The organism is Thomasclavelia sp., assembly GCF_047249845.1.
Taxonomy (GTDB): Bacteria; Bacillota_I; Bacilli_A; order Erysipelotrichales; family Coprobacillaceae; genus Thomasclavelia.
The window spans coordinates 1-318 of the sequence record NZ_JBKTWO010000090.1 but is presented as its reverse complement, the minus strand read 5'-3'; the positions used below and the strand labels follow the sequence as shown (position 1 = coordinate 318).

Sequence of the window (318 nt, the reverse complement as noted above, 5' to 3'; positions counted from 1 at the left end):
GAATCAGCTATTCAAAAGATTAATGTTGCCAAATCTAAATTAACTTTAAAGCCACATGTCAATCTACAAGAAGTTATCGAGGAAGCAAAAACATTAAATAAAGAGCATTATACAACAGATTCATATACTCAGTTAACTAAAGCGATTGCAGATGCATCAAAACCACATGATAGTGCTTATGATTATGATTATGCACAAGCTATTTTAAAAGCGAAAACCGAGTTGGTATCAACAGTTGCTTTACAGAATAAAATTAACGAGGGGCACTCTTTTGATGAAAATCGATATACATTGACTTCTTGGTAGACAGTAACGACT

General features: G+C 32.7%; 1 protein-coding gene. It reads left to right on the top strand.

What is annotated here, in order from left to right; genetic code table 11:
• Positions 1-306 (top strand): hypothetical protein (locus ACLR9T_RS13285; protein ID WP_413109988.1); only part of this gene is annotated, 306 nt, incomplete at its 5' end.
• Positions 307-318 lie beyond the last annotated feature (12 nt).